At 54.0% G+C, this 22,282-nt stretch carries 21 protein-coding genes; 12 read left to right on the top strand and 9 right to left on the bottom strand.

Annotated features, from left to right (window positions below; all coding sequences use genetic code 11):
* Positions 1-17: 17 nt before the first annotated feature.
* On the bottom strand, positions 18-1,259 hold the full coding sequence (locus K6123_RS01145; RefSeq protein WP_221793289.1) for an NAD(P)/FAD-dependent oxidoreductase: 1,242 nt from the start codon (positions 1,257-1,259) through the stop codon (positions 18-20).
* Between the two features lie 252 nt (positions 1,260-1,511).
* On the opposite strand from K6123_RS01145, the gene K6123_RS01140 reads away from it, so the two are divergent.
* The 3 genes from K6123_RS01140 to K6123_RS01130 are packed head-to-tail and all read left to right on the top strand — an operon-like array spanning position 1,512 to position 3,561.
* Positions 1,512-1,778 (top strand): phosphopantetheine-binding protein, encoded by a 267-nt coding sequence (locus K6123_RS01140; RefSeq protein WP_221793287.1) that lies wholly within the window; start codon positions 1,512-1,514, stop codon positions 1,776-1,778.
* Positions 1,779-1,795: 17 nt separating this feature from the next.
* Entirely contained in the window at positions 1,796-2,539 is a 744-nt protein-coding gene (locus K6123_RS01135; RefSeq protein WP_343223940.1) for a glycosyltransferase family 2 protein, read from the top strand.
* Positions 2,539-3,561, top strand: coding sequence for a lysophospholipid acyltransferase family protein (locus tag K6123_RS01130; RefSeq protein WP_221793285.1), 1,023 nt, complete (start codon positions 2,539-2,541; stop codon positions 3,559-3,561). The genes K6123_RS01135 and K6123_RS01130 overlap by 1 nt, the downstream gene beginning before the upstream one ends.
* Here the strand turns inward: K6123_RS01130 and K6123_RS01125 are convergent.
* Positions 3,552-4,124, bottom strand: a complete 573-nt coding sequence (locus tag K6123_RS01125; RefSeq protein WP_221793283.1) for a hypothetical protein — start codon at positions 4,122-4,124, stop codon at positions 3,552-3,554. The two genes, K6123_RS01130 and K6123_RS01125, sit on opposite strands and share 10 nt — an antisense overlap.
* Before the next feature lie 151 nt (positions 4,125-4,275).
* Between K6123_RS01125 and gmhB the strand changes: the two genes are divergently transcribed.
* Together gmhB and K6123_RS01115 are read left to right on the top strand one after the other, a co-directional pair.
* Positions 4,276-4,824 carry a D-glycero-beta-D-manno-heptose 1,7-bisphosphate 7-phosphatase gene (gene gmhB, locus K6123_RS01120; protein ID WP_221793280.1) on the top strand — a complete coding sequence of 183 codons (549 nt, stop codon included), beginning with the start codon at positions 4,276-4,278 and terminating at the stop codon, positions 4,822-4,824.
* A 195-nt stretch (positions 4,825-5,019) separates the two neighbouring features.
* Positions 5,020-5,841, top strand: coding sequence for a lysophospholipid acyltransferase family protein (locus K6123_RS01115; protein WP_221793278.1), 822 nt, complete (start codon positions 5,020-5,022; stop codon positions 5,839-5,841).
* Between the two features lie 146 nt (positions 5,842-5,987).
* Here K6123_RS01115 and K6123_RS01110 read toward each other — a convergent pair whose 3' ends face one another.
* Entirely contained in the window at positions 5,988-7,307 is a 1,320-nt protein-coding gene (locus K6123_RS01110) for a Na+/H+ antiporter family protein (RefSeq protein ID WP_221793276.1), read from the bottom strand.
* Positions 7,308-7,422: 115 nt separating this feature from the next.
* Here K6123_RS01110 and K6123_RS23105 point away from each other — a divergent pair, with 115 nt between their 5' ends.
* The gene (locus K6123_RS23105; protein WP_246624553.1) at positions 7,423-7,638 is read left to right on the top strand and encodes a hypothetical protein; all 216 of its coding nucleotides are present in this window, start codon (positions 7,423-7,425) and stop codon (positions 7,636-7,638) included.
* Positions 7,639-7,640: 2 nt separating this feature from the next.
* On the top strand, positions 7,641-7,967 hold the full coding sequence (locus K6123_RS23100; protein ID WP_246624552.1) for an MOSC domain-containing protein: 327 nt from the start codon (positions 7,641-7,643) through the stop codon (positions 7,965-7,967).
* A 213-nt stretch (positions 7,968-8,180) separates the two neighbouring features.
* Here the strand turns inward: K6123_RS23100 and K6123_RS01100 are convergent, their stop codons facing one another.
* From K6123_RS01100 to dnaA, 6 genes are all read right to left on the bottom strand, one after another.
* Complete coding sequence (locus tag K6123_RS01100) at positions 8,181-9,692, bottom strand: KAP family P-loop NTPase fold protein (RefSeq protein WP_221793274.1); 1,512 nt, start codon at positions 9,690-9,692, stop codon at positions 8,181-8,183.
* Between the two features lie 358 nt (positions 9,693-10,050).
* Complete coding sequence (gene fabV / locus K6123_RS01095; protein WP_221793272.1) at positions 10,051-11,241, bottom strand: enoyl-ACP reductase FabV; 1,191 nt, start codon at positions 11,239-11,241, stop codon at positions 10,051-10,053.
* A 316-nt stretch (positions 11,242-11,557) separates the two neighbouring features.
* A complete protein-coding gene (gyrB, locus tag K6123_RS01090) occupies positions 11,558-13,975 on the bottom strand; it encodes a DNA topoisomerase (ATP-hydrolyzing) subunit B (RefSeq protein ID WP_221793270.1) in 2,418 nt (805 codons plus the stop codon).
* A 51-nt stretch (positions 13,976-14,026) separates the two neighbouring features.
* On the bottom strand, positions 14,027-15,133 hold the full coding sequence (gene recF / locus K6123_RS01085; protein ID WP_221793268.1) for a DNA replication/repair protein RecF: 1,107 nt from the start codon (positions 15,131-15,133) through the stop codon (positions 14,027-14,029).
* Positions 15,134-15,151: 18 nt separating this feature from the next.
* On the bottom strand, positions 15,152-16,252 hold the full coding sequence (dnaN, locus tag K6123_RS01080; protein WP_221793266.1) for a DNA polymerase III subunit beta: 1,101 nt from the start codon (positions 16,250-16,252) through the stop codon (positions 15,152-15,154).
* 17 nt (positions 16,253-16,269) lie between these two features.
* Positions 16,270-17,751 (bottom strand): chromosomal replication initiator protein DnaA, encoded by a 1,482-nt coding sequence (gene dnaA / locus K6123_RS01075; protein ID WP_221793264.1) that lies wholly within the window; start codon positions 17,749-17,751, stop codon positions 16,270-16,272.
* A gap of 513 nt (positions 17,752-18,264) precedes the next feature.
* Here dnaA and rpmH point away from each other — a divergent pair.
* The 5 genes from rpmH (at position 18,265) to mnmE (ending at position 22,277) form a co-directional block, all read left to right on the top strand.
* On the top strand, positions 18,265-18,399 hold the full coding sequence (rpmH, locus tag K6123_RS01070) for a 50S ribosomal protein L34 (protein WP_221793262.1): 135 nt from the start codon (positions 18,265-18,267) through the stop codon (positions 18,397-18,399).
* Between the two features lie 31 nt (positions 18,400-18,430).
* Positions 18,431-18,823, top strand: a complete 393-nt coding sequence (gene rnpA / locus K6123_RS01065; RefSeq protein ID WP_221793260.1) for a ribonuclease P protein component — start codon at positions 18,431-18,433, stop codon at positions 18,821-18,823.
* Positions 18,783-19,085, top strand: a complete 303-nt coding sequence (gene yidD, locus K6123_RS01060; protein ID WP_221793258.1) for a membrane protein insertion efficiency factor YidD — start codon at positions 18,783-18,785, stop codon at positions 19,083-19,085. The genes rnpA and yidD overlap by 41 nt, the downstream gene beginning before the upstream one ends.
* A gap of 2 nt (positions 19,086-19,087) precedes the next feature.
* Complete coding sequence (yidC, locus tag K6123_RS01055) at positions 19,088-20,737, top strand: membrane protein insertase YidC (RefSeq protein WP_221793256.1); 1,650 nt, start codon at positions 19,088-19,090, stop codon at positions 20,735-20,737.
* Positions 20,738-20,882: 145 nt separating this feature from the next.
* Positions 20,883-22,277, top strand: coding sequence for a tRNA uridine-5-carboxymethylaminomethyl(34) synthesis GTPase MnmE (gene mnmE / locus K6123_RS01050; RefSeq protein WP_221793255.1), 1,395 nt, complete (start codon positions 20,883-20,885; stop codon positions 22,275-22,277).
* Positions 22,278-22,282: the final 5 nt, after the last annotated feature.

Below are 22,282 nucleotides of genomic sequence, written 5' to 3'. Positions count from 1 at the left end.
AGACCCCAGCACCGCAATCAGCCGCGCACAATTTCGACGATGGTGTTTAACCGTCGTTCGGATTCCTTCACAAACGGGTTGGCCTGGTCCCAGGCATAACCGGCCAGAATCGAGCTGATCATACGGCGAATCTGGTCGCTGCCCTTGTCGTAGAAAATCACGTCCTGGAAGCGGCCGTCGTACCAGGCTTCAACATAGGTGCGGAAGGTATCAACACCGCGTTTCAGTGGTTCGGCATAGTCAGCTTCCCAACCGACCGGTTCACCGGCCAGTTGGCGGCCCAGCACGTCAGCCGCCATACCAGCGGATTTCAGCGCAATGGTGACGCCAGACGAGAACACCGGGTCGAGGAATTCCCCGGCATTGCCGAGCAGCGCGTAGCCTTCGCCGACCAGGCTTTTGACGTTGGCGGAATAACCATGAATCTGGTTTACCTCGTTGGGGTAATCGGCATTGGCCAGCAAACGGCTGAGATTGGGATCTTCAGCAACGATGGCCTGCAAGCGCTGTTTCGGCTCCAGCCCGGCGTAGTTGGCAAAAAACTCTTCTTTCGCCACCACCCCCAGTGAGCAGGTGCCGTTGGCAAACGGAATCAGCCAGAACCAGACGTCCGGCTGCTGTGGATGCACCGTCACCAGAATCTTGTTGCGGTCGTAGTTGGCGCAGTCGATGCGATCAATCACATGGGTAAACAGCGCGTTACGGACCGGGAAACCGGACGGCGCTTCCAGTTCTAACAGCCGTGGCAGTACCCGGCCAAAACCACTGGCGTCGAGCAGGAAACGGCCACTCATGCTGAACGGCTGGCCTTCGGCATCAACCCCATGCACCACGACTTGTTCAGCCGAATGCTCGACTTCACGTATCTCGTGTTGATAGTGAATACTCACACCTTGTTCCGCTGCAGCATTGGCCAGCAGCTGGTCAAAGCGGGCCCGCTGCACCTGATAGGTGGTGCCCCAACCCTCGGTAAATTTTTCGCGGAAGTCAAAAAAGGTGTCAGCGCCATTACGATGGAAAGCAGCGCCGTTCTTGAACTGGAACGCCGGTTCCGCCTCTACCGCTGCCAGCATATTGGCCTGCTCCAGCAAGGCCATGCACTGCGGCAACAGGCTTTCGCCGATCGAGAAACGCGGGAAGGTTTGCTTCTCCAGAATGGTGACCTGATAACCCTGCTGCTTCAGCAAGGCTCCCGCCACCGCACCGGATGGGCCGGCACCAATAATAATTACGTCTGCTGACTGCTCAAGCTGGGTCATGAATTGTCCTTGTCAGATCCTCTGTGGCACAGCTGCCACCAAAGCCCGCTTAAATAGCATAACGGCCGTTTACAAACCATGACACCAACGATGAGCTGGCCAATTTCAGCTTGGGTCCAGTCCAATTGGGCAACTCTGACCGCTAACGAATGCCAGACCCGACCAGCGCCGCAGGCCAATCACGCTGGTATATTGCGGCCCCGGAATGGATAATAGCCGGCCTTATTCGGCCCAACTGAACACAGCAAAAGGATGACCCTGGTGAGCAATCTTGACCTCCAGATCAAACAACTGATCATTGATTCTCTCAATCTGGAAGACATCACCCCGGACGATATCGACAGTGATGCGCCGCTGTTTGGTGACGGCCTCGGGCTGGATTCAATTGATGCGCTGGAGCTCGGCGTAGCCATCAAGAAAGCCTTCAATATCGCCCTGACCGACGATTCTGAAGAAAACCGTGAGCACTTTGCCTCCGTCAACGCGCTGGTAGCCCTGATCCAGTCCCGTACCGCCTGAGCGGAGGACACACGGACGTGAGCTACTGCTTTATTATTCCCTGCTACAACCACTCCACCACGCTGCACAGCACTATCAGCGGGCTGTTGCCGTACCAGTTGCCGGTGATCGTGGTGGACGACGGCTCAGCGCCCGAACACGCTGCCCGTATTCGCCAGGTTTGCGATGATTTTGCTCCACAGCAGGTGACCCTGCTGCGCAAGAACATCAATGGTGGTAAGGGTGAAGCCGTGATCAGTGCGATTCAGCTGGCACAGCAGCAAGGCCACAGCCATGCTCTGCAGGTGGATGCCGATGGCCAGCACAACCTCGACGATATTCCAGCCATGCTGCGGCGTTCACAGCAGCAACCGGAAGCCCTGATCAGCGGGCGGCCGCTGTACGATGAGTCCGTCCCCAAAGCGCGCCTGTACGGCCGTTATGCCACCCATGTGTGGGTCTGGATTGAAACCCTGTCGTTCAGCCTGGCCGATTCCATGTGTGGCTTCCGGGTCTACCCCGTCGCTGCCTTCACCGAACTGGTCAACAAGGTGCGTATTGGTCGGCGGATGGATTTTGACACCGAGATTATGGTGCGGCTGTACTGGCGCGGAGTGCCGGTGGAATTTATTCCGACACGGGTGATTTACCCGGAAAACGGCACCTCGAACTTCAAGGTCTGGCGCGATAACCTGATGATCAGCTGGATGCATACCAAACTCTTCTTTGGCATGTTGCTGCGGTTACCGGTATTGCTGCGACGCAAGTTGCAGAGCCGCTGATGGCAGATCGGGCTCCTACCCAGCACAAGCAGACCGGCCACGATGGCAACAGCCACTGGTCGGAAGTTGATGAGAAAGGCTCGTCGCTCGGCCTGAGCCTGCTGCTACTGGTCTACAAATACCTCGGCCGCCCGGTGTTTACGGTGATCATATTGTTTGTGATTACTTACTTCTATTGTTTTGCCGGTGAGCAAAGACGGGCTGCGCAACAGTTCCAACAGCAGGTTGCGCGGGTACGCCAGCAACGTCAGCAGGCACTCTGGAAGCCACAACCGTTGCGCCAGTTTCTCAATTTTGGCCTCTCGGCACTCGACAAGATTTCCGCCTGGACTGGCGATATCACCCAGCACGACATTCATTTCAGTCAGTTCGACGAAATGAAAGCCGCGGTCGACAGCGGCCGCGGTGGCGTTATTCTGATTTCCCACCACGGCAATATGGAAATCTTGCGGGCGATTGGCAAACACCTGCCGAACCTGCGCATCAATGCGGTAGTGCATACCCGCAACGCCGCCCGCTTTAACGAGCTGCTGCAGAAAGTCGCGCCGGATTCCGGCCTCAATCTGTTTGAAGTGACCTCGTTTGGGCCGGACACAGCTATCCGTATGCTCGACAAGATCGCCGCGGGTGAATTTATTGTGATTGTTGCCGACCGTACCTCGGTACAGCATCGCGACCGCAGCATCAGCGCCCGTTTTCTCGAACGTGATGCCTGGTTGCCGGAAGGGCCGTTTGTGCTGGCTTCGATACTGAAAAGTCCGGTCTATTTTATGTCCTGCCTGCGCACGGGCAAGCAGGCAGGCAGGCCACAATTTGAAGCGGATTTCCGTCTCTACACCAACAAGCTGGTGCTCAATCGCAAGGACCGCCAGATGTCGATTGGTCAGGCCGCGCAGGATTATGCCGACTGGCTGGAACAGCTGGTGCTGCGCTACCCCGACCAGTGGTTCAACTTTTTTGATTTCTGGCGGCAGCCGACGGCGGTTGCCAACAAACAGTCGCCACCGTCAGATCATTCCTGAATCTGAATCACCAGACCCTGATCGTCGAAATGCACCATAAAGGTGTTGAAACGGTTGTTCCAGTAACGCCAGACACTGGCTTTCAGGGACGGCGTGACATGCTGTGGCGGATAACCAATTGCCAGCGTTACGCCCAGCTTGCTCATACCTTCGTAAACCTTGCCGGCAGCCAGACCCTTGCGGTCGATTTCATTCAGCTTCGCCAGCACCGAATCGTCGCACTGGTTGCTGAAGTACTTTTTGATGTTGCGATCAAAATCGCCGGAAGCACCATGGTAAACATATTGATAACGCTGGCCCTGATAGACAAAGTTCATCTCACTGCTGCTGACATCAATCAGCTTCACTTCCGAACAACGGGGAATAAAGCCATCCTGCTGGTAGTTGATTGAAAACAGTCGTGCCAGTTTGGTATCCGGGTGGAGATTGGTCTGGGTGTAGACCGTACGGGTCTGCAGCAGCGACTGTCCATCGACCATCAATTCCGGCGTCGAGGCGCAACCGCCCAGCATGGCAGCCGTGACCGTAGCGGACACAGCCAGTGAAATATTCCCTAACTTCATTATCATTCCCTGTTTAAGCAATCAAACTTCCTGCTATTAGAGCAACGGCGGACATAGCCATGTTCCAACGGTACCCGCAGTGGCCACTGGTATAAACGCTGGCCGGATACAATTGCAAGCAGCTTCACATTTCTTTGAAAGTAGATTGATCATGAACAAACTCATCATCCTCGATCGTGACGGCGTACTCAACGAAGACTCCGACGACTACGTCAAATCCGTCGACGAGTGGATCGCTATCGATGGCAGTGCGGCAGCCGTCGGCAAACTCTGCCAGCAGGGCTTTGAAGTCGCTGTGGCGACCAACCAGAGTGGCCTCGCGCGCGGTTATTTCAGCCAGGCTGACCTCGACGCCATGCACCATAAGATGATCGCGCTGGCGGCGGCTGAAGGCGGTCAGTTCGCTCATATCGCCTGGTGCCCGCATGGCCCCGACGACGGCTGTGATTGCCGCAAGCCGTTGCCAGGGCTGATTCATCAGATCGAACAGGCGTTACATATTCCTGCCAAGGGGGCCTGGATGGTGGGTGATTCGATTCGTGATCTGGAAGCCGGGCTGGCTGCCGGTTGTCGGGTGGCGCTGGTACGCACTGGCAAAGGCGCCAAATCGGAAGCCAAACTGGCACAACACCCACAACTGGCAGATACTCCAGTGTTTAACAATTTGTCAGATTTTGCGGAATTTATTACTACGGTTTGAACCAGTCACCGACCAAATGGCTCACAGTTACTATGGCCACACAGGCCCGTTGGCAATACAGTTCTACCGTACGGACAGTATTGCCACAGTGCCCTGATGGAAATAGTCATAGGAAATGACGTAACAATCAAAACCTGCAGGCAATGGTATAAAACGCACCTGTCCGATTTTTCAACACAGGCCCGTTCAGGACATATGAGTAACTCCAGCCCATCGGCAATGAACACTGTCACTTCTCCCCCGTTCAGTCACAAGCTCCGCAGCGCGCTGTTTTACATCTGGCTGGCGCTGATGACCATTATCTGGTTCATACCGTCGATGCTGGTTGGAGCGCTGCTGCCACTGAAAACCCGCAACTTCTGGATCATGGGCATCTACTGTCGCCTGTGCATGTTTGGCCTGCGCTGGGTCGCTGGCGTGCGCTGTGAAGTAGAAGGCGCCGAAAACATTCCCCGCAATGGCCGCGGCCATGTGATTCTGAGCAAACACCAGAGCACCTGGGAAACCTTCATGCTGCCAACGCTGATTTATCCGCACGTGCAGGTAGTGAAGAAAGAGCTGGCCTATTTGCCACTGTTTGGCTGGGCACTGTCGATGATCCGGCCGATCTTTATCGACCGTTCGAAAAAAGCCAACGCGCTCAAGCAGGTGGTACAGCAGGGCTCCGAGAAACTCGATTCCGGCATCCACGTGCTGGTATTCCCGGAAGGCTCCAGAATCCCGTCAGGCAAGCGCAAGGTATTTTCCAAGGGCGGTGCCATGCTGGCCAGCAAAAGCGGCGCTCCGGTAATTATGGTGGCGCATAATAGTGGTGATCACTGGCCGAACACCAGCTGGGTGAAATCACCTGGCGTGATCAAGGTGGTATTCAGCCAGCCATTTGAATCCGAAGGTATGAGCACGGCCGAGCTGAACGCCAAAAACGAGCAATGGATCAACGATAACGTTGAGCGCATTTCCGAAGTGCCATTCAGCGGCGAATACGTTGAAGCAGCAACCAGCGGCAAACGCTTCTGATCTGCTCGCGCTGCTGTGTCTATCGCCAGCAAGCGCCCAAAAACAAAAGGCCTCCGCTTCCCTCACATTCATGGAAGCGGAGGCCTTTTTGTTGTCCGGCCAGCACAGCCAAATGCGCCGGAGCCGGGCAAATCAAACGGGCTGGATCACAGCACCATGGTTGCCAGCCAACCCGCTGCCAGCAGTGGCAGGTTAAAGTGCAGGAAGGTTGGAATCACAGTGTCACGCATATGGTTGTGCTGACCATCCGCGTTGAGGCCTGCGGTTGGCCCGAGGGTTGAATCGGATGCTGGCGAACCGGCATCACCCAGCGCACCGGCCGTACCTACCAAGGCCACAATCGCCAGCGGGCTGAAGCCCATCTGCATACACAGTGGCACATAGATGGCGGCAATAATCGGGATGGTTGAGAACGACGAACCGATACCCATGGTCAGCAGCAAGCCAACAACCAGCAACAGGAACGACGTCAGGCCCTTGTTATTGCCCAGCCAGTCCGCCGCACCGGTTACCAGCGTATTGATATCACCGGTGGCTTTCAGCACTTCCGAAAAACCATTGGCGGCGATCATGATAAAACCAATCGACGCCATCATCTTGATACCGTCCAGGATCACGCCTTCAGATTCATTCCAGCGTATAACACCTGTTGCAGAGAACAACAGGAAACCCGCCATTGCCCCTAACACCATGGAGTCGGTCAGCAGCTGAATGGCGAAGGCCCCAATAATCGCAATACCGGCCACCCACAGCGATTTGGCGTTGTATTCGTGCTGGGTATTTTCAGCGGCTTCAATCAGGCCCAGATCGTACTTCCGTGGCTTGCGATAACTGACCAGCGCCGCAATCAGCAGACCGGCCAGCATGCCCAGTGCCGGAATCGCCATCGCATGTACCACCGAAATACCGTCAACATCCAGACCGGCTGCAGCCACCTGACCGAGCAGGATCTTGTCGAGATAGATGGCGCCAAAACCAACCGGCAAAAACATGTAAGGGGTGATCAGACCAAAGGTCAGCACACAGGCAATCAAACGACGATCCAGCTTGAGCTTGGCCATCACCATCAGCAGCGGCGGTACCAGAATCGGAATAAAGGCGATATGGATCGGTACCAGATTCTGGGAACACACGGCGGCGATCATCAACATCGCCAGCAAGCCCTGGCTCAACCAGCTCGAACCCCGTTCGCTGTGCTTGCCGATTTTCTTCAGCAAGGTATCCGCTAGCAACTGCGGCAAACCAGACAGCGAGATAGCCACCGCAAACACCCCCAGCATGGCGTAGCTGAGCGCGATACCGGCACCACCGCCAATACCATTGTTAAAGGCATCCAGGGTTTGCTGAATATTCAGGCCACCAACCAGACCACCCACCAGAGCTGCGATAATCATCGACAGCATCACGTGCATACGAGCCAGACTCAGCCCCAGCATGAGGACTACGGCAATTACTACCGCGTTCATAGTTTGTTCCCCTCAGGATGTGAAAAAGCCGCGGACAATAGCACAGCTGCTGGAGGTTAAAGTTCTGTTGTGTGAACCTACTGCTAAATAATGTTCTGCCTGCGCGGGAGTTAACGTGAAATCCACTTCATCCAATAACACTGGCCGTAACCTGTTTGCCCGCTACCTGCCCACCATTCAGCCCGGTCGGCTGAGCTGGATTGGCCTGCGCACCGAACGCCGGGGCGAAGTGCTTGTGGTGGAACAAACCCGCGCCATCAAGGAACTCGGTTTGACCGGCGACCGCCGTTGCGACGGCACCCCCGGCTCCGCCCGCGTCAGGTCACCCTGATCATGGCTGAACATATCGACGTGGTAGCCAAGCTGTTACAGCGAGATCAAATCGACCCTGCCCTGCTGCGACGCAATCTGGTCGTCAGTGGCATCAACCTGCAAGCGCTACGGCACCAGCAAATCCAGATCGGCGAAGCCATCTTCGAACTCACCGCTCAATGTCATCCGTGTAATCGGATGGAAGAAGCCCTTGGCCCGGGCGGCACCGCCGCCATGCTGATGCACGGTGGACTCTGCGCCAAGGTGATTCAAAGCGGAGAAATTCGGGTTGGCGATGCGGTGGTGCCAATGTTGGAAAAAGGTGAAGAACAGCTGGGATTGTTCTGATGTTTCACGTGGAACGTGGGGTATCGTGTCGGGTGTCGTGTCGGGTGTCGTGTCGGGTGTCGTGTCGGGTGTCGGGTGTCGGGTGTCGGGTGTCGGGTGTCGGGTGTCGGGTGTCGGGTGTCGGGTGTCGGGTGTCGGGTGTCGGGTGTCGGGTGTCGGGTGTCGGGTGTCGGAAGTAGGATGTATTAGCCGAAGGCGTAATACATCAGTGAATCACTCCCCAAGACAAGCTCCCATTTCTACGAGATCCAAATAATCCCGGAATTCAATCTCACTATTTACAGAAGCACAGTGGAAAAAAGCCAATAGAAATCCTTCTTCTTCGCCTGGCTCACTTCCGTCCCAGAATTTATGATAAATCTGAGCCTTATTAGTGCTTCGTAGCTTTGAAAGAAAAGCTCTAGAAGTCCAGCTAGAGTCTATGATGACATCACACTCTAGGGTATCGACTGTATCGATAGGGACACTGATTCTTTTTGAAGCATTAGTAGTCTCCTCACAATCTGATCGTTCTAAACACCTGGTAGATACAGAGAGGGAAAAACGTCTTGCAACTGACGGTATATTCCGCGGACGTGCTTTTAGAAAGGACTCGGACTGCAACTTTGAGTACTCGGCATTAGTTAAGTATTTAGACGAACTGACCAGCCCCAGTTCTATGTAATAGAACTCCGAGTTTTGAAGCCTCATCGAAAGCAACAATGCAACGACGCCCCAATAAAAATCATCTCTATTGCTTTTGGTCGCGTAGATAGATTCTATTTGCTCCAGCCACTGGCTAGTTGTTCGCAAGTCAAAATCGGAACATTCAGCAATACCGCAGAGAAAATTAGCCAATCCACCTTCTGTCGTAGAAATTCCGCCCTCTGCAACCGTTAGAAGCCAAACTGAAAACCTCCTGAAGGACTGATGCCCTGAGATGTATTCCAATAATTCTGGAATTTTCAGAGAGTGTCTTCGATGAAAGAAGCGATTCAAATACCGATTAGCATCAAACCCTTCTCCATACACCGCCTTGATCGAGTGCTGCAGCTGATCCGTATTGGTAGCAATCACAAAGACTATGTTCTGCAACTCGAACAGATGCTTTACCGTTTCCAGCAGCTCTATCGCATAGGTCGGGCGACAACGATCCAACTCGTCGATAAAGACATACATCGGCTTGCGATAGTTGCCCCGATTAGGCCCTTCGGTAACGTCTTCAAGCCACTGGGAAATAACCTTGCGAGACGTTTCTATGTCCTGGGCTTTCTCCCGGTGTAATCCCAGCAGCTCCTGAAAAGAACCAAGACCTCTCTCATTCAATAACGTCTCTGCTGCTGCTTTTCCGAATAATTTGAGTTTGGAAAATAAACGGCTTTCATAATCCAGAGCTCTGACATTGGGGTTATTCCTGAGTGCCTCTATCACACCATCAATCACAGTCAGCAGCGGATCATCCGAGAAGTCATTCTTCCAGGCATCAATATAGGCAACCGGATGGTAGGGCTTGAGGGTTTCACACCAGCGTTTGAGGAACCAGGTTTTGCCAGCGCCCCACTCGGCGTTTAGATTCATCACATAGCCACCGTCGCGCTGGCCTGCGGTATTGAGGTAGTTGGTGAGGAATTCGGCGTAGCGCGACCGATCCAGTTTGTCGGCGCTGAGGGTTTCCTTGCCATTCCAGATTGATTCCTGCTCCCAAGCAGTCCAGTCATATGACGGGGTTTGATTGGTATCGGACATCCCTGCTCTCCTGCTGAGTTTGCGGGTTGAATCAGCAAACCTGTTCCACGTGAAACACAGCATACGCCTTTTTCTCTGCTGTGCCGCTACCCTCTATCTATCCAAGTCATCCATCGATGGGCATGGCCCATCCTACAATTACATGTTCCACGTGGAACCTGTTATCTATGTTCGCGAATAACTTCGGCCCTGCAAGCCGCCATGTAAGTTGGGCCACGCCCAACAAAGCCGCCTCAAAGATAAAACCAGAGTCAAACCCCACAAACAAAAACGCCAGCTCAATGAAATGAGCTGGCGTTTTAGAATCCAGGGTGTTTCACGTGAAACACCCGAATATTAAAGATGGGTGATTAACGAATTAATCCACCATACCTTTGATTTCAACAACCGGATTCACATCGGCTTCGTAATCAACACCGTCGATACCAAAGCCAAACAGGCGCAGGAACTCAGCCTTGTAGCCCGCGAAGTCGGTGTCGGTTTTGATGGTTTCTGTGGTGATCTTGTCCCAAGCTGCTTCAACAGCTTGCTGGACTTCAGGTTTCAGTTCCAGCTCGTCAACACGGGCGCGGCCTTCTTCGTCCAGACGAGGGCTGTCGCTGTACAGGCACTCAGCGTACAGACGGTACAGCTGTTCGATACAGCCTTCGTGAGTGCCTTCTTCCTTCATCACCTTGAACAGCAGGGACAGGTACAGTGGCATGATTGGAATCGCAGAAGATGCCTGGGTCACAACGGCTTTTAAAACCGCTACGCGAGCATCGCCACCTTTGGCGGCCAGCTTTGCGCGGATATCCAGAACCTTTTTGTCGAGGTCCTGTTTGGCCTGACCGATGGTGCCGCCCCAGTAGATGTCGCGGGTTACGTCATCACCCAGGTAGGTGAAGGCTGAAGTCTTGGCGCCGTCAGCCAGTACACCGGCTTCGTCCAATGCGTCGATCCACATCTGCCAGTCTTCGCCACCCATGACCGCAACAGTATTGCTGATGTCTTCTTCAGACGCAGCAGTCAGAGTGAATTCCTGAATTTCTTCCTTGTCGGTATTGATGCCCAGCAGGGTTACATCTTTACCGATTGGCTTCAGGGTAGAGTTGTACACCACACCGGTTTTCGGGTGAGTACGACGCGGTGCAGCCAGTGAATAAATCACCAGATCAACCTGACCCATGTCTTGCTTGATGGTGTCGATAACCTTGGCTTTCAGTTCGTCGGTGAAAGCATCGCCGTTGATGCTTTTGGCGTACAGCCCTTCCGCTTCCGCGAACTTGTGAAAAGCCGCGGAGTTGTACCAACCTGCGGTGCCGGCTTTCTTCTCGGTGCCTTCTTTTTCGAAGAACACACCCAGAGTGTCAGCGCCTGCACCAAAAGCCGCAGCAATACGAGCAGCCAGACCGTAACCGGTGGATGAACCGATCACCAGCACACGCTTGGGCATGTCGATTTTGCCCTGGGCCTTGATGAAATCGATTTGCTCTTTGACGTTTGCTTCACAACCGGTTGGGTGGGTTGTAACGCACATAAAACCGCGAACTTTTGGTTTAATAATCATGACTCATTCCTGTCGGCATGGTTGTCGATGTTTCTCCGGTGCATAAGCCATATATCGCTGCGCTGAGACCGGCCAATAGTGGTGCACATTGTAGCTGCCCTACCCTGCATTGGCAGCCATCTTTAAGGACATGGACTGTTAACCAGAGCCATGTTTCACGTGAAACCAGACGCCCAAAAATCTGTGGATAACTTGGTGGACATCTTTTTCGGCCAAGGGATTAACAGGGTCAATACCAGAGCCGGATGACATCTTTGCCATCAATAAAAAAGCCTCCGGAGCAATGTACTGCGGAGGCTTGTTGATGCGGCCCGGATCAGAAATCTAGGTTCGCTACGTTCAGGGCGTTGGACTCAATAAAGGCCCGACGCGGTTCAACTTCATCACCCATCAGGGTTGTGAACATCTTGTCGGCAGCAATCGCATCTTCGATACAAACGCGCAGCATGCGGCGACTGTTTGGATCCATGGTGGTTTCCCACAACTGATCCGGGTTCATTTCACCCAGACCTTTGTAGCGCTGAATGGTGAAACCGCGTTTGGCTTCACTCAGCAGCCACTGAACCGCATCCCAGAAATCAGTGATCGGGAACACCCGTTCGCCACGCTGGATGTAGGCATCTGCCTCCAGGGTATCCGCCAGCTTTTTGGCCATGGACGCCAGCTTGCGGTAACCAGACCCTTCGAAGAATTCCTTGTCGAGCACGAATTCCTTTTCCAGGCCGTGAGTCACAACGGTAACGACCACCTTGTAGGTGCCACGTTCTTCGTCACGTATCGGTTCCACCTGGAAATGACTACCGCTGCGACCGGCGTCTGGCAAGGCAGCGATCAGGCTGGCACACCACTCGTTCACAAACGCCTGGTCTGACAGATGGCTGGCATCAACCACAGGCAGGCTCAGCATCTGGTGCAGAACTGTACCTGGATACACGTTAGACAGACGCTGGATGGTTTCCTGCGCAGTACGGTATTCAGCCACCAGTTCAGCGAAAGCTTCGTCAGTAATCGCTGGTACGTCAGTAGACGGATACAACGCTGCTTTCTCCAATGCAACGTGCGTCAGGTATTCTTCTAACGCATTCTCGTCCTTGATGTACTGTTCCTGCTTGCCACGCTTGATCTTGTACAGCGGCGGCTGGGCAATATAGACGTGACCACGTTCGATGATTTCCGGCATCTGACGGAAGAAGAAGGTCAACAGCAGCGTACGAATGTGCGCACCGTCGACGTCCGCATCCGTCATGATGATGATGGAGTGGTAACGCAGTTTGTCCGGGTTGAATTCTTCACGGCCGATACCACAACCCAGTGCGGTAATCAGGGTGCCAACTTCCGCCGAGGACAGCATCTTGTCGAAGCGGGCTTTTTCAACGTTAAGGATCTTGCCTTTCAGCGGCAGGATTGCCTGGGTGCGCCGGTCACGACCTTGCTTGGCCGAGCCACCGGCGGAGTCACCTTCCACCAGGTACACTTCAGACAAGGCCGGGTCTTTTTCCTGACAGTCAGCCAGTTTGCCTGGCAGGCCAGCAATGTCCAGTGCGCCTTTACGACGGGTCATTTCACGGGCTTTACGAGCCGCTTCACGAGCGCGGGCAGCATCGATCATCTTGCCGACCAGGTCTTTGGCCTGCTGTGGATTTTCCAGCAGGTAATCCGAGAACAGCCGGCCCATTTCCTGCTCAACCGCTGTTTTTACTTCACTGGATACCAGCTTGTCTTTGGTCTGGGAGCTGAACTTGGGATCCGGCACCTTGACGGAAATGATGGCAGTCAGACCTTCACGGGCGTCGTCACCGGTGGTGGCGACCTTGTTCTTCTTATCCAGGCCTTCCTGGGTAATGTAGGTATTGAGCGCACGGGTCAACGCAGCACGGAAACCGGCCAGGTGAGTACCACCGTCACGCTGTGGAATGTTGTTGGTATAGCAGTGAATGTTTTCCTGGAAGCTGTCATTCCACTGCATTGCCACTTCCACACCGATACCGTCTTCGCGTTCGATGTTGAAGTGGAAGACGTCGTTGACGGCGGTTTTACCTTCGTTGAGGTACTTAACAAAGGCACCCAAGCCACCTTCAAAGTGGAACAGGTCTTCCTTGTCAGCCACACGTTCGTCTTTCAGGTGAATGCGTACACCGGAGTTCAGGAACGACAGTTCACGCAGACGCTTGGCCAAGTAGTCGTAACTGAAAATGGTTTTGGTGAAGGTTTCTTTCGATGGCAGGAAACGTACTGTGGTGCCCTTGCCTTCGGTAACGCCGACTTCCTTGAGCGGGTAATCCGGTACACCGTGGGTGTATTCCTGCTCGAACACTTTGCCCTGACGACGGATGGTCAGCTTGAGCTTTTCTGATAGTGCGTTCACCACCGACACGCCCACACCGTGCAAACCACCGGAAACCTTGTAGGAGTTATCGTCGAACTTACCACCGGCGTGCAGCACGGTCAGGATCACTTCTGCCGCTGACACACCCTCTTCCGGGTGCAGCTCGGTCGGAATACCACGACCGTTGTCAGATACCGAAACCGAGTTGTCTTCGTGGATAACCACGTCGACCTGATCACAGTGACCCGCCAGCGCTTCATCGATGGAGTTGTCGACCACCTCGAACACCATGTGGTGCAGACCAGTGCCATCGTCAGTATCACCGATGTACATACCCGGGCGCTTGCGTACAGCATCCAGGCCTTTCAGTACCTTAATACTGGACGAATCGTAATTCTGCTCACTCATTCGGTGTTCCTCTTAAACAAAACTGCCAGGTAACAAGACCTGGCAAGGGTATCAGGCAGAAGGGTCAGTGATGGGTTCTTCCCGGATCTCGCCGCGTTCCACGTGAAACACTTTGTAGTCCTGCGGGGTCCAGCTATCCATCAGCTGCTGCTTTTCGATACTTGTAATAAAGACCTGACATTTTAAATCTTCCAGCAGTTTGCATAAAGCCAAACGATGGCCGGAATCCAGCTCTGAGGCGAGATCATCCACCAGATAAATCGGTGCGGTACCGCAATGCTGTTTGAATAAAATGCCTTGTGTCAGCTTGAGGGCTGCGACCACGGTTTTTTGCTGGCCACGCGACAACACATCGGCGGCAGGCAGCTTATCAACCCGGATTCGCAACTCGGCACGGTGCGGACCAGCCTGGGTGTAACCCAGTTGCAGATCGCGTTCGCGCTGTCGCTCAAGCACTTCTTCCAGTCGGGAATCCCGTTCCCAGCCCGGGTAATAATGCAATCGCACCGCAATATTCGGGTCCAGTGCCTGCAATGTTTCTTCAAAGCAAGGCACGAACTGCTCGAGATACTGGATACGGTATTGGTGAATCTTTTCGCTGGCTTCAACGAAGCCACTGTCCCAGGCATCGAGCCAGCTTTCTTCTTTTTGTTTCAGCACGCTGTTGCGTTGCTTCAGCACTTTTTTGAAGATGCGCCATTCTTCGATAAAACCGGGCTCAACATGAAATACGCCCCAGTCGAGAAACTGCCGCCGGTCTTCCGGCGAACCAACCAGCAGCCGGAAGGTATTGGGTTCAATCACCTGTACCGGCAGATTGGTGGCCACCTCAGCTTGCGAGGTTAATACCGAGCCATTCAGACGGAATAACACGTCGCCGTTTTTCAGCCGTAAACTGTAGAGCTCCTTGTCGCCATCAGCCGCCTGCGGGTCTTCCAGCACACAACTGAGCTCAAGGCGGTCGGCGTCATGGTTGATCAACTGGCGAATCTGATTGGACCGGAAAGATTTCCCGGTCGACAGCAAGGCGATGGCTTCCAGCAGTGAGCTTTTGCCACTGCCGTTATCACCGTAAATGAAATTCACGCTGGGGTGAGCTGTCAGCTCCAGTGGTGCAAGATTCCTGACACCACTGACTGACAATTGCCGGATCGGCATACAGAGAAAACCGGGCTACTACAGACGCATTGGCATAACGACGTAGAGGGAATCACCACCTTCCGGTTCTTCCAGCAAGGCACTGCTGTTGGCATCGGACAGTGTCATCTTGACCTGTTCGGTGTTCAGCACTGACATCACGTCTTGCAGATAGGAAACGTTAAAGCCCATTTCCAGACCACTGCCGTCATAGCTGACTGCCAGTGATTCTTCCGCTTCTTCCTGCTCCGGGTTGTTGGCGAACACTTTCAGCAGGTCCGGACCAAGCACCAGGCGGACGCCGCGGTACTTCTCGTTCGACAGAATCGCCGTGCGCTGGAATACCTGACGCAGTTCCTGACGCTCCGCCAACAGCACGTTGGAGCCGTTTTTCGGAATAACACGGGTGTAGTCCGGGAACTTGCCGTCCACCAGTTTGGAGGTGAAGGTGAAGTTTTCGGTCTGCGCGCGCAGGTGGTTGTTACTGATCGACAGGGTGACGCTGTTTTCGCCTTCGGTCAGCAGCTTGGCCAGTTCCAGCACGCCCTTGCGTGGCACAATGATCTGGCTGCCGTCTTGCGGGCCGGAAATGTCGACACAACAGGTCGCCAACCGGTGGCCGTCCGTCGAGACAGTACGCAGTGAGTCAGCACCCACTTCAAACAGCATACCGTTGAGGTAATAACGCACGTCCTGCTGTGCCATGGCAAAGCTGGTACGGTCGATGACACGACGCAGCACCTGCTGCGGCATGGCAAATTGCTGTTCTTCGCCGACGGATTCGATGTTCGGGAATTCGGTCGCTGGCAGTGAGGACAGGGTAAAACGGGAGCGACCTGAACGAACGTTAACTCGTTGATCCTCAAGGGCAATTTCAATCTGGCTGCCATCCTGCAGGGAACGGCAGATATCCATCAGTTTTTTGCCCGGAACGGTAACTTCACCTTCAACCCCAACCTCATCCAGGGTAACCCGACCAATCAATTCTACTTCGAGGTCGGTACCTGTCAGAGACAGCTGTTGTCCACGCACTTCCAACAAAACATTGGAGAGCACCGGCAGGGTTTGTCGTTTTTCAACAACACCCGCTACCAGTTGCAGGGGGCGTAGCAATGCTTCCCTAGAGATTACGAATTTCATGGTTCTCCACTCAGGTCCTAGGTTGTCAGTGAACGCAGCAGGTTCTTGTAATCTTCAAGCACGTCTGCGTTGGTTTGTTGCAACTCTTTAACTTTACGACAGGCATGCAACACAGTGGTGTGATCCCGGCCACCAAACGCCTCACCGATTTCCGGCAGGCTGTGGTTGGTCAACTCCTTGCTCAACGCCATCGCCACCTGGCGTGGACGGGCAATGGAGCGGGTTCGGCGCTTAGATGATAAATCAGAGATCTTGATTTTGTAATACTCAGCCACGGTACGCTGAATATTATCGATGCTCACCTGTCGCTCCTGCAACGCCAGCAGGTCCTTGAGGGATTCTTTAATAAAAGGCAAATCGATCTTGCTGCCGGTGAACTGGGCACTGGCAATCACCCGTTTGAGCGCGCCTTCCAGTTCGCGAACGTTGGAGCGAATACGCTGGGCAACAAAGAAAGCCGCATCGTCAGGCAGGTCGATACCGCTCTGCTCGGCTTTTTTCATAAGAATGGCGACGCGGGTTTCCAGCTCCGGTGGTTCAACACCCACCGTCAGACCCCAGCCGAAACGGCTTTTCAGACGTTCTTCGAGGCCGTTGATTTCTTTTGGATAGCGGTCACAGGTCAGAATCATCTGCTGACCGCCTTCCAGCAAGGCGTTAAAGGTATGGAAGAATTCTTCCTGTGAACGCTCCTTGCCGGCAAAAAACTGGATATCGTCGATCAGCAAGGCGTCCAGACCACGATAGAAACGCTTGAATTCGTTAATCGCGTTGAGCTGCAGCGCTTTTACCATGTCCTGCACAAAGCGTTCGGAATGCACATACAACACCTTGGCGTTGGGATTCTTGCTCTGCAGGAAGTTGCCCACGGCGTGCATCAAGTGCGTCTTACCGAGACCAACACCACCATATATAAATAGAGGGTTGTAGGAGCCACCGGCATTTTCCGCGACCTGGCGGGCGGCAGCATGAGCCAGCTGGTTCGACTTGCCCTCAACAAAGGTTTTGAAGGTAAAGGCAGGGTTCAGGAAGGAACGGTGCTTCAGACCACCTTCTACCTGTACTTCGCGACGCGCCGGTTTTGGCTGTGCTGCCGGCACCGGTTCCGCGTTCACCACCGCCTGGAACTCATCCTGCGGCAATTCATCATCTTCAGCGCGGGCGCGGGTTTCGGCAAAGCTGGAGGATTCACGCAGCGGCGCCGGTGGCGGAGACGCCGGTGGCGTTGCCAGTGATTGTGGCGCGCGGAACATCGGCTGTGATTCACCCACTGTCAGATCAACGTGAGTCAGACGGCCACCATTCAGCTCGGAAAGAATTTCCTGAATGCGGCCGAGGTACTTGTCCTTCACCCAGTCCTTGACGAACCGGTTCGGCGCACTCAGTACCATGCGCTGATTATTCTCAGACGCAATCAAGGGGCGGATCCAGGTGTTGTATTGCTGGGTAGGTAATTCATGCTCCAGATACCGCAAACACTCTTCCCACAACGCCGTCACACACACCTCAACACATCAAAATCTATCGGCCGGCTAGTTTAGCCAAAGGGATTCGGCTTATCCACAGGTTAATCAGAGGAAACTCAAATTTTCATGTAGAATTCAAACCCGCACTTCAGTAACTGTGGAAAACCGGGGCGCAAAAAAATATTTTCTCCACAGATTTTCGCGGCGGCATTTGACCAGTTGGAAAAGCCAGCATCCTGTGCACCCTTTCCGGTCAGCTTAATACCATCTTCAACACTGCAAAATGACAAGGTTATTCAAAAAAAAATTTCTGTTAATTCAAAAGCTTGAATTAACAATCCACAGCTTTGCCAGCATCTAGAAATAACAACAACAGCAATCCTTTCCCTTTTCAGACAAGCATTCTTGTACAGTACTAACTGGTCATTCCGGGCCAAATCGGTCACCAAAATTGATCATAATTCCGCCATTGCCTTTGGAGAGGAATTTTCATAGAATTGCCGCCCTTAAAAAATTGACCCCAAATCATTAACCGGGTATCCGACTATGAAACGTACATTTCAACCAAGCGTTCTGAAGCGCAAGCGTACTCACGGCTTCCGTGCCCGTATGGCTACCAAGAATGGCCGTCAGGTTCTGGCACGTCGTCGTGCAAAAGGCCGTCAGAGTCTGTCTGCCTGATTGAGTTGATGCTCCCGACACAGGTTATCGAATGACCCAATATGGTTTTGGCCGTGAAGTCAGGTTACTGAAACCGGCAGAATTCAAGCGGGTGTTCGATAACACTGAATTGCGCGGGAGCACTCCTCAACTGCTTGTACTGGCTAGTGCCAATTCACAACACCAGTCTCGGCTGGGTTTTGTGCTGGCAAAAAAACAGATCAAGCACGCGGTTGATCGCAATCGCGTTAAACGACTGATTCGCGAATCCTTTCGCCATCATCAGCACAAACTGGAGTCACGTGACTACGTGATATTGGCCAGGTCGGGAGTTACCGAACTGGACAACCGCCAATTACGTGAGATGATTGACGCCCTCTGGTTCAGACTGAAGCGACCTATCCATGGCAAAGCTGGTAGCAAAAAGCAGTTTCGAAAGCGCTAGTTTTCCAGCGCGATGCCTGTTACAGCTGATTGCTTTCTATCGCTATGCGATTAGTCCCCTGCTGCCTGCCCGCTGTCGTTTTTACCCAACCTGTTCAGCCTATGCTGTTGAAGCAATTCAGAAGCATGGTGCCCTGAAAGGTGGTTCCCTGACCGTCAAACGTCTTTGTAAATGCCATCCATGGGGTGAGCACGGCGTCGATATGGTGCCTGATCCAGATCCCCAAGATTCCTCTTCCAACTGCTGTCAACGGAAACCCTGAACATGGATATCCGCCGTACGGTTATTTATATTGGCCTGGCCATTTCGAGTTATTTTCTCTTCATCAACTGGAACAATGACTACGGGCACAAGGCTGACGCCAACCTGCCGGTTAGTGAACAACAGGTCCAGTCGACTGATGCGCCGGTATCCGACGCCGCCAGCCAACACCTTGATCAACCCGCCGTCACTGCTGCCGGTCTGCCAAGCGACAGTCTGCCAGCTGCAACTGGTCAAACCATTGAAGTCAGCACTGACGTACTGACTGTCAGCATCAATCCTCGTGGTGGTGAAATCACCCAGGTACTGTTGCCGGCTTTCCCGATTTCTGTTGATCACCCGGAAACTCCGTCAGCACTGCTGGAGAACAACTCCCGTCGTCTGTACGTAGCCCAGAGTGGCCTGGTTGGCCGTGATGGTACCGACACCAATGGTGCCGCGCTGTTTGCTTCCGAGCAGACCAGCTACCAGATGCTGCCAGATCAGGATCAGCTGCAAGTTGTACTGACCACCCAGACTGACAAGGCGATTGTCGAGAAGATTTTCACCTTCAAACGGGGTGAATACCTGTTTGATATCAGCTACCGGGTGCACAACACCTCGGATTCTGACTGGTCTGGTGTGTTCTATGCCCAGCTCAAGCGTGATGGTTCTGCGGATCCTTCCAAACAAAGCTCGATGGGTATGAGCTCCTACCTCGGCGCGGCGTTGACCACCAGTGAAAACCGCTACGAGAAAATCAAGTTCAGCGACCTCGAAGACAAGCCATACAAGTCTGTTCAGGAAGGTGGCTGGGCGGCGATTCTGCAGCATTATTTCCTTGCTGCCTGGATTCCAAACCCGGATGCCAGCCATACCTATAACGGTCGTTTTGTTCGCGGTAACTACATTTTTGGTTTCTTTGATCAGCCATTCACCGTTGCTGCCGGTGAGACCGCCGAGACCGGTGCCAAGCTGTATGTTGGTCCAAAAGACCAGGATCGCCTGGGTGAAATCGCTGAAAACCTGAATCTGACCGTCGACTACGGCTGGTTGTGGTTCATTGCCCAGCCGCTGTTCCATGTGTTGACCTTCTTCCATGGTCTGGTCGGCAACTGGGGTGTGGCGATCATCCTGCTGACTTTCTGCGTCAAGCTGCTGTTCTTCTACCCGTCTGCCATGAGCTACCGTTCAATGGCCAACATGCGCAAGGTGGCGCCTGAAATGCAGGCGATCAAGGAGAAATACGGCGATAACCGCGAGAAGCTGGGTCAGGAAATGATGAAGCTGTACCGCGATAAGAAGATCAACCCGCTCGGTGGCTGTTTGCCGATCCTGATCCAGATGCCAGTGTTTATCTCACTGTACTGGGTACTGATGGAGTCAATTGAACTGCGTCAGGCACCGTTTGCACTGTGGATCAAGGATATGTCAGTGATGGATCCATACTTCATTCTGCCGCTGATCATGGGGGCCTCCATGTTCCTGCAGATGAAGCTGAATCCAACGCCGCCAGACCCGATGCAGGCCCGTGTGATGCAATTCATGCCGATTGTATTCACCATCTTCTTCCTGTGGTTCCCGGCTGGTCTGGTACTGTACTGGGTATGTAACAACGTACTCTCCATCAGCCAGCAGTACGTGATCACCAAACAGATCGAAAAGGCTAAATAAGGCCTTGTTCGACTGATCCAACGGGAGCCACTGGCTCCCGTTTTTGCTATTGGCCATCTGCTTCTGGCGGGTTGCATCCAGCCCGTCAGCCCCCTACATTGGCCCTTGTTTAGCGCCAACATCGATTTCCAGTCAGGTAGTTTTCATGATCGAAGCCATTCACCAGGACACCATTGCCGCCATTGCCACGGCCACCGGACGCGGCGGCGTCGGCATTATTCGTCTGTCTGGCCCGCAGGCACAGGCGATGGGTGAGCAGCTGGTTGGCAAGAGCCTGAAACCGCGTTTCGCCCATTACGGGCCTTTTACCGCCACCGACGGCACGGTACTGGACCAGGGCATCGCATTGTTCTTCCCCGGTCCCAATTCTTTTACCGGTGAAGATGTATTTGAACTGCAGGGCCACGGCGGCCCGGTGGTATTGGATCTGTTGCTGAAAGAAGTGGTCGCGCTGGGAGCCCGACTCGCACGCCCGGGTGAGTTTTCCGAACGGGCGTTCCTCAATGACAAGATGGACCTGACCCAGGCTGAAGCCATTGCTGACCTGATTGACTCCGCCTCTGAACAGGCAGCCCGCTGCGCCTTGCGGTCGTTACAGGGAGAGTTCTCCAAACGTGTGCAAGAACTGCTGGATGCACTGGTGCAGCTGCGGATTTTTGTTGAAGCCGCGATTGATTTTCCGGAAGAGGAAATCGACTTTCTCTCCGATGGCAAGGTTGAAGCCATGCTGCAGGACACCCGCCAGGCGCTGGCAGAAGTGCTGCAAGCGGCGAATCAGGGCACCATTTTGCGTGAAGGCATGAACGTGGTAATTGCCGGGCGCCCCAACGCTGGTAAGTCCTCACTACTGAACGCCCTCGCTGGTCAGGAACGGGCGATTGTTACCGATATTGCCGGTACCACCCGCGACGTGCTGAAAGAACATATCCATATCGATGGCATGCCGCTGCACATCATCGACACCGCGGGTTTACGTGATGCTCCGGACGAAGTTGAACGCATCGGGATTCAGCGGGCCTGGGACGAAATCCGCCGCGCTGATCGGGTGCTGTTGATGATCGACAGCAGCAGCAATGAAACCGAGCCGCAGCAGCTGTTACATGCCCTCTACGACGAAAGCGGCCTGCGCCACCAAACCGATGAATTGCTGCAGAGTGGCCGTATTACGGTGGTCCGCAACAAGGCTGATCTCAGTGGTGAAAGCGTCGGTTTTGGTCAGCGTGACGGCTACCCTACCCTGACACTGTCGGCCCGTTCGCAGGACGGCGTGCAGCAGCTGCGCCAGCACCTCAAGGACGTGATGGGCTACGAAGGGGCTTCCGAAGGCGGTTTCCTTGCCCGTCGTCGCCATATTGATGCCCTCAGACGGGCCTCAGATGCGCTGGACAACGGTTTGCAGCAGTTATTGGGCCTCGGTGCCGGTGAACTGCTGGCGGAAGATCTGCGGGCGGCGCAGAAGGCGCTGGGAGAAATCACCGGTGAATTCAGTGCTGACGATTTGCTGGGCGAGATTTTTGGCAGCTTCTGTATCGGTAAGTAGCAGTA

This window comes from Oceanobacter mangrovi (assembly GCF_019740315.1).
GTDB classification, from domain to species: Bacteria; Pseudomonadota; Gammaproteobacteria; order Pseudomonadales; family Oceanobacteraceae; genus Oceanobacter; species Oceanobacter mangrovi.
Note: the sequence above shows the minus strand (reverse complement) of the source record. Positions and strands in the feature narration are given on the sequence as shown.